Here is a 6500-nt window from a genome sequence, read left to right on the forward strand (position 1 = left end):
ACCGGACAGGACGGCTCGTATCTGGCCGAACAGTTGCTGGCCAGAGGCTACGCGGTGCACGGCATGATCCGCCGTTCCAGTTCGTTTAACACCAAACGCATCGATCATCTCTATAAAGATCAGCACAACAAAAATGTCCGTTTGTTTCTGCATTACGGCGACCTGACCGACAGCAGCAATATTAACCGTCTGCTGGAAAAGATCGCGCCGGACGAAATTTACAATCTCGGCGCGCAGTCGCATGTGCAGGTGTCTTTTGAGGTGCCGGAGTATACGGCGCACGTGGACGGCATCGGCGCTTTGAGATTTTTGGACGCTATTAAAGAAACCGGCCTTAAGGACAAAACGCGCTTTTATCAAGCCTCCACCAGCGAACTGTACGGTCTGGTGCAGGAAACACCGCAGTCGGAGAAAACGCCTTTTTATCCGCGCAGTCCGTACGCCGCGGCCAAACTCTACGCTTACTGGATCGTGGTCAATTACCGCGAGGCTTACGGCCTGCACGCTTCTAACGGCATACTTTTCAATCACGAGTCTCCGCGCCGCGGCGAAACGTTCGTCACGCGCAAGATCACCATGGCCGCCGCCCGCATCAAAGCCGGTCTGCAGGACTGCCTGTATATCGGCAATCTTGAGGCCAAACGCGACTGGGGCTACGCGCCGGAATACACCGAGATGATGCAGCTCATGCTCCAGCAGCCGCAGCCGGACGATTACGTCGTGGCCACGGGCGAGATGCACACTGTCCGCGAATTTACCGAAAAAGCTTTTGCTGAACTGGACTTGAAAATCATTTGGTCGGGGCAAGGCGTGGACGAAATCGGGCGCGAGGAAAAAACCGGCCAGCCGCTCGTCAAGATCGACCCGCGTTATTTTCGTCCGACAGAAGTCGAGCAATTGCTGGGCAATCCCGCCAAGGCTAAAAAACAATTGGGCTGGGAACCGAAAGTAAAATTTGCCGAGCTGGTCAAAATAATGACCCAGGCTGACTGGGTGGATATTCATGGAAAAACAAAATAAGATTTTCGTCGCCGGACACAAAGGTCTGGTCGGCTCAGCCATTGTGCGCCGTCTGCAAAAAGCCGGGCACGCCAATATTCTGACCGCTGACCGCCGGGAGCTCGATCTTCTCGATCAAAAAGCCGTTGCGGATTTTTTCCAGCGGGAAAAACCGGAATACGTCATCGACGCCGCGGCCAAAGTCGGCGGTATTAAAGCCAATGACGATCTTTCGGCGGATTTTCTTTACGAAAATCTGACGCTGCAAAACAACATCATTCACAACGCGTATGTCTCCGGCGTAAAAAAATTATTATTTCTGGGCTCATCCTGCATTTATCCGCGCGACTGCGCCCAGCCGATCAAGGAAAAATATTTATTGACCGGGCCTTTAGAAAAAACCAATGAAGCCTACGCGCTGGCCAAGATCGCCGGGGTCACGCTCTGCCGGATGTACCGCAAACAGCACGGCTGCGCTTTTATTTCCGCCATGCCGACCAATCTATATGGAACTAATGATAATTATCACCCGGAACATTCGCACGTCATACCCGGTCTCATCCGCCGTTTTCACGAAGCCAAAATCAACAACGCGCCGGAAGTCGTCTGCTGGGGCACGGGCAGTCCGCGACGCGAATTTTTGCACGTCGACGATCTGGCTGACGCCTGTTATTTTCTCCTGCAAAATTATTCCAGCGCGGAGCACGTCAATGTCGGCGCAGGCACAGACCTGACCATCAAAGAGCTGGCCGGGCTCATCGCCAAAGTTGTTGGGTTTTCCGGAGTTATACTCTGGGACGAGACTAAACCGGATGGCACGCCGCGCAAATTACTCGACGTCAGCAAATTAACGTCATTGGGCTGGAAATATAAAATCGATCTGGAAACAGGTCTGCGGCAAACCTATCAGGATTTTCTAAATAATAAAAATATCCGAAAGTAATGTTTTCTCAATATGAGAGCTACCCTCTATATCTATGACGCTCCTCAAATCTCCGGCTTGGCGAATCAAACCTTATCAAACTTAAATCAAAATACCGCGGCTTCCAACCTAGCAACCATTCTTGTAATTCATTGTTTTTCTTGCGTCCGGAAGCCACCGCTATACATTCAGCATAACCCGGAAGTCCGCCACAGTCCTCCGGCGGGCAAGCCATATTGCCAGACAAACAAATCGGATATTTCTTATCCTTTTCTCTGGGCAAGGTTTTTTCCAGCCTTATGGTATGCAGCCAATCGTCGCCAAAATCATATAGATATTTTACACTGCGTTTTCTAGGAAAATAATCAAGCAGCGCAGTTTTTGTAGCATACTCAATAACTGCTTCTGGCACATAATCAGGACTATGCTCAGGTTCCTGCCCCGGCATATGCAATTCAATTTTTTTGCCATCCTGTACATACTTAAATAAAAACAAATGCCTATCTATCCACCCCATGGCATCTTGAATCGCCACGTGTAAATCAAAAAAAGTATATGAATCAGGCACCTGAATAACACGCCACACATCTGTCTCGTCCAAAACAATTTTAAACTGAAAAACCCGAGTATATTTTTCAGCCTTGGGGACAGTAAATTTAGCCGCTGGCATTTTAAATACTCCTTTCTTACTTTATATAACGCCAACAATTATACTCTGCCAGTCAACAAGACCGGCAAACTTATCAGGATTTTCTAAATAATAAAAATATCCGAAAGTAATATTTTAGTGTAAAATAAACATATGGAACCCATCGCCAAAACCGTGCCGCTGCCGCCGCGCAAAGGCTTGACCAAAGTGCAGCAAAATCTGACCGTTATTGGCAGCGTGCCGGTCAATGACAATTGTCCCTGCGTGAACACCTGCAAAGAACTCGGCGTTTACAAACAGGGCGCTTGTTTTTTAGGCACCAATGAAACGCAAAAATGTCTCGCCGCGACTAATCTGCTTTTAAGCAGAACGCTCAAAAAATAATTTATGGACGATGTCAAACGCCTGAATATTCGGCAGGGACAGTTTACCTTTGCGCAAAAAAAAGATTTTCGCCTGGAAAGCGGCCAAAAACTGGGGCCGATCACGCTGGCTTACGAAACTTATGGCCATTTGACGCCCCAGCGGGACAACGCGATACTGGTCTGCCACGCGCTGACCGGCAACGCGCACGTGGCTGGCAGGCTGGCCGGTGAAAAAAAATCGACCGGCTGGTGGGAGCCGGTGGTCGGCGCAGGCAAGCCGTTTGACACGGACAAGTATTTCATCATCTGCTCCAATATTCTCGGCGGCTGCTCCGGTTCGACAGGCCCCAGCTCACTCGATCCACGGACGCAAAAACCTTACGCTATGAGTTTTCCGATCATCACGATTCGAGACATGGTCGACGCCCAGCTGCGGCTGCTGACCGAGCATTTCCGCCTGTCCAAACTCAAAGCCATTGTCGGTGGCTCGATCGGCGGTATGCAGACGCTGGAATGGGGCGTGCGTTATCCGCAGTTCATGGATCACCTGATCGTCATTTCCACGACGCCCAAGCTCTCCTCACAGGCCATCGCTTTTAATAAGATCGGCCGTCACGCGATCACGATCGACCCGAGCTGGAAAAACGGCGATTATTACGGCGCGCCGGAAAAGATCAAAGGACTGGGGCTGGCGCGCATGGTCGCGCACATCACCTATCTGTCCGAGGAAGGCATGCAAAATAAATTTGGCCGCGAACGCGCCAGCCGCAAAAATCTATTCAGCTTTCAGGAAAAATTTCAGGTGGAAAATTATCTTGATCATCAGGGTGAGAAATTTATGCAAAGATTTGACGCCAACTCGTATCTTTATTTGAGCAAAGCGATGGATCTTTTTGACCTGACCCGCGGCTTCCGCAGTCTTGACGCGGCGGTCAAGCGTATTCAAGCCAAGGCGCTTTTTATTTATTTTTCTTCGGACTGGCTTTTTCCCGAATATCAATCTGTGGAGTTGATCGAGTCTTTTCAAAAAAACAAAAAATATATTCTCTCTTACAAAATCGAATCCAAAGCCGGCCACGACGCTTTTTTGCTAGAATACGACAAGCTCAATCCGATCATGCAGTCTTTTCTCGATGTCTAAATTTTCCGCGGCGGCGGAAAATTTGCTGACCGAAACCAGCGCGCGGCTGCGGCTCACTTATGCCCAGCGGCGGATCAGCCGGACTTATATTTACGAGATCACGCGGCGGGAAAATATTACGGCGCAGGAAATTCTACAGAGAACCAAACAAACTAACCGCAAAATTTTTATGCAGAGCTTGTTTGAACAGCGTTTTCCTGAAACCAGCCTTTTAATAAAAAAAGGAGAATGGCAGCTGTGCGTCCGGAAATAATTCACGTCGAAAAAGAAATCGCCGCGCTGCCGTATACCCAGGCGATCTTGCAGAAATTTCCCGGCGCGCGCGTGGAATTTATCGACGATCTGCGCGCGCTGATCCGGCAGAATAAAAAAGCCGTTTTTACTAAAGCCGGCCAGCCGCTGGTTTTGGCCAGACAGCGCGGGCGTTTTTTAGAAAAATGCCCGGGAACCCAAGAACATATTTGCTGTAATTATTACACGCTCAACATCGCCGCCGGCTGTCCTTTTGACTGTACTTATTGTTTTTTGCAAAGCTACAGCAACAATCCTTACTATACTATTTACGTCAATCTGGACGATATGCTGGCGGAGCTCCGCGGCAAAGTCCGGGGCAAGATCCGCCTCGGCACCGGCGAGTTTACCGACAGTCTAGCGCTGGAACCATACACCCAATTTGTCCGTACTTACGCGCCGCAGATCTGCGCCGTCGCGCCGGAGATCACGCTGGAATTAAAAACCAAATCCGGCTGGACACTGAGCGAAACTGAAGCGGCCGCGCTGGAGCAATTTCGCAGCCAGATCGTTTTGGCCTGGTCGGTCAATCCGCAAAATTTAATTGCCAGCGACGAGAGCGGCGCGGCGCCGCTGGCGGCAAGGATACAAGCGGCCAGGAGCGCGGTACAGCAGGGGTATCGGGTGGCCTTACATTTTGATCCGCTAATCTACAGCCCGGACTGGCAAGCCGAATATCAAACCGTAATTGATCTGCTAAAACAAAATATTCCCGCCGAAAAAATCGCCTGGATTTCACTGGGCACGCTGCGTTTCACGCCGGCTCTGAAGCCAATTATCGAACAAAAATTTCCAGCGTCCACAATTGTGTACGGCGAATTATTCCCCGGGCGCGACAAAAAAATGCGTTATCCCGAGCCGCTCCGCATTAAAATTTACCGACACCTGTTAAAGCAAATCGCCGCCAGCTCGCCGCGAATACCGGTATATCTCTGCATGGAATCGCCGGAAATCTGGAAAAAGGTATATAATCAGCTGCCGGCACAGGTGGAAAATCTAAATGAATTATTCTGAAAAAGACAAAAAATATATCTGGCACCCTTTTACCCAGATGCGGGAATGGGAAAATGCTGACATTGTCGTCATTGACCGCGCGCGCGGCAACTATCTGTATGACATACACGGCAAAAAATATTTCGACGGCGTATCGTCGCTGTGGGTCACTCTGCACGGCCACTGCCATCCGCGCATCAACCGCGCGCTACAGCGCCAGCTAAAAAAACTCGATCACTCTACCCTGCTGGGCTTGAGCAGCACGCCGGCCATTGAGCTGGCGGAAAAATTGATCGCGCTGGCGCCCGCAGGCCTGGCTAGAGTTTTTTACAGCGATGCCGGCTCGACGGCGATGGAGATCGCGCTGAAGATCGCCTATCAATACTGGCAGCAGGATAAAAATAAAAAATACCGCGCCAAACAAAAATTTTTAACTCTGAGCGAAGCCTATCACGGCGATACGATCGGCAGCGTCAGTCTGGGCGGCGTGGCTATGTACCACGCGATCTACAAACCATTGTTGTTTAAAACAATTCAAATCCCCACGCCGTACCGGCATTACGGCCACGAACCGGACTTAAAAACCGCCGCCGCCGCTCTGGAAAAAGTTTTGCAAAAACACCACCAAGAATTAGCCGCGCTGGTACTCGAGCCGCTGGTACAGGGCGCGGCGGGGATCTACACCGCGCCGGCCGGTTATCTCGCCGTGGCGCGCCAGCTCTGTAGCAAATACAATGTGCTGCTGATCTGCGATGAAGTGGCCGTGGGTTTTGGCCGCACCGGAACAATGTTTGCCTGCGCGCAGGAAAAAGTAACGCCGGATATTTTGGCTCTGGCCAAAGGTTTGACCGGCGGCTATCTGCCGCTGGCCGCCACGTTGACAACGGAAAAAATTTACAACAATTTCAAAGGAAAATTCGAGAGCCTGCGAACTTTTTACCACGGACACACTTACACCGGCAATCCGCTGGCCTGCGCCGCCGCGCTGGCCTCGCTGGAATTATTCCGCCGCGAAAAAACACTGGCCAGAGTAAACAAAAATATTGCTCTCCTGCGGGACAAATTAGAAAAATTTCGCGGCATACCACAGGTCAAGCAGATCCGCCAATGCGGAATGATCGCCGCGCTGGAACTGCCGGA

At 50.7% G+C, this 6500-nt stretch carries 8 protein-coding genes; 7 read left to right on the plus strand and 1 reads right to left on the minus strand.

Features of this window, described 5'->3' with window-relative positions:
• The coding region (gene gmd / locus LBJ25_06535; GenBank protein ID MDR1453610.1) for a GDP-mannose 4,6-dehydratase at positions 1-1020 on the plus strand (1020 nt) is incomplete at its 5' end.
• Positions 1004-1942 carry a GDP-L-fucose synthase gene (locus tag LBJ25_06540; GenBank protein MDR1453611.1) on the plus strand — a complete coding sequence of 313 codons (939 nt, stop codon included), beginning with the start codon at positions 1004-1006 and terminating at the stop codon, positions 1940-1942. The genes gmd and LBJ25_06540, both read left to right, overlap by 17 nt.
• 19 nt (positions 1943-1961) lie before the next feature.
• On the opposite strand, the gene LBJ25_06545 is transcribed toward LBJ25_06540, so the two are convergent.
• Positions 1962-2591 (minus strand): plasmid pRiA4b ORF-3 family protein, encoded by a 630-nt coding sequence (locus LBJ25_06545; protein MDR1453612.1) that lies wholly within the window; start codon positions 2589-2591, stop codon positions 1962-1964.
• A gap of 132 nt (positions 2592-2723) precedes the next feature.
• On the opposite strand from LBJ25_06545, the gene LBJ25_06550 reads away from it, so the two are divergent.
• The 5 genes from LBJ25_06550 to bioA all read left to right on the plus strand — a co-directional run.
• On the plus strand, positions 2724-2954 hold the full coding sequence (locus tag LBJ25_06550; protein MDR1453613.1) for a hypothetical protein: 231 nt from the start codon (positions 2724-2726) through the stop codon (positions 2952-2954).
• A 3-nt stretch (positions 2955-2957) separates the two neighbouring features.
• The gene (locus LBJ25_06555; GenBank protein ID MDR1453614.1) at positions 2958-4076 is read left to right on the plus strand and encodes a homoserine O-acetyltransferase; all 1119 of its coding nucleotides are present in this window, start codon (positions 2958-2960) and stop codon (positions 4074-4076) included.
• Complete coding sequence (locus LBJ25_06560; GenBank protein MDR1453615.1) at positions 4069-4329, plus strand: hypothetical protein; 261 nt, start codon at positions 4069-4071, stop codon at positions 4327-4329. The genes LBJ25_06555 and LBJ25_06560 overlap by 8 nt, the downstream gene beginning before the upstream one ends.
• Positions 4305-5381 (plus strand): radical SAM protein, encoded by a 1077-nt coding sequence (locus LBJ25_06565; GenBank protein MDR1453616.1) that lies wholly within the window; start codon positions 4305-4307, stop codon positions 5379-5381. Before LBJ25_06560 ends, LBJ25_06565 begins: the two co-directional genes overlap by 25 nt.
• Positions 5368-6500, plus strand: a 1133-nt coding sequence (gene bioA, locus LBJ25_06570) for an adenosylmethionine--8-amino-7-oxononanoate transaminase (GenBank protein MDR1453617.1), incomplete at its 3' end; no start/stop codon positions are given. The genes LBJ25_06565 and bioA, both read left to right, overlap by 14 nt.

Source organism: Candidatus Margulisiibacteriota bacterium, from assembly GCA_031268855.1.
In the GTDB taxonomy this organism is placed as follows: Bacteria; Margulisbacteria; Termititenacia; order Termititenacales; family Termititenacaceae; genus Termititenax.

What these genes read in the sequence shown, in the direction of transcription:
- LBJ25_06545 (MDR1453612.1), bottom strand. Translation starts at nt 2,591, where the DNA reads ATGCCAGCGGCTAAATTTACTGTCCCCAAGGCTGAAAAATATACTCGG.
- LBJ25_06565 (MDR1453616.1), top strand. Translation starts at nt 4,305, where the DNA reads ATGGCAGCTGTGCGTCCGGAAATAATTCACGTCGAAAAAGAAATCGCC.
- LBJ25_06555 (MDR1453614.1), top strand. Translation starts at nt 2,958, where the DNA reads ATGGACGATGTCAAACGCCTGAATATTCGGCAGGGACAGTTTACCTTT.
- LBJ25_06560 (MDR1453615.1), top strand. Translation starts at nt 4,069, where the DNA reads ATGTCTAAATTTTCCGCGGCGGCGGAAAATTTGCTGACCGAAACCAGC.
- LBJ25_06550 (MDR1453613.1), top strand. Translation starts at nt 2,724, where the DNA reads ATGGAACCCATCGCCAAAACCGTGCCGCTGCCGCCGCGCAAAGGCTTG.
- LBJ25_06540 (MDR1453611.1), top strand. Translation starts at nt 1,004, where the DNA reads ATGGAAAAACAAAATAAGATTTTCGTCGCCGGACACAAAGGTCTGGTC.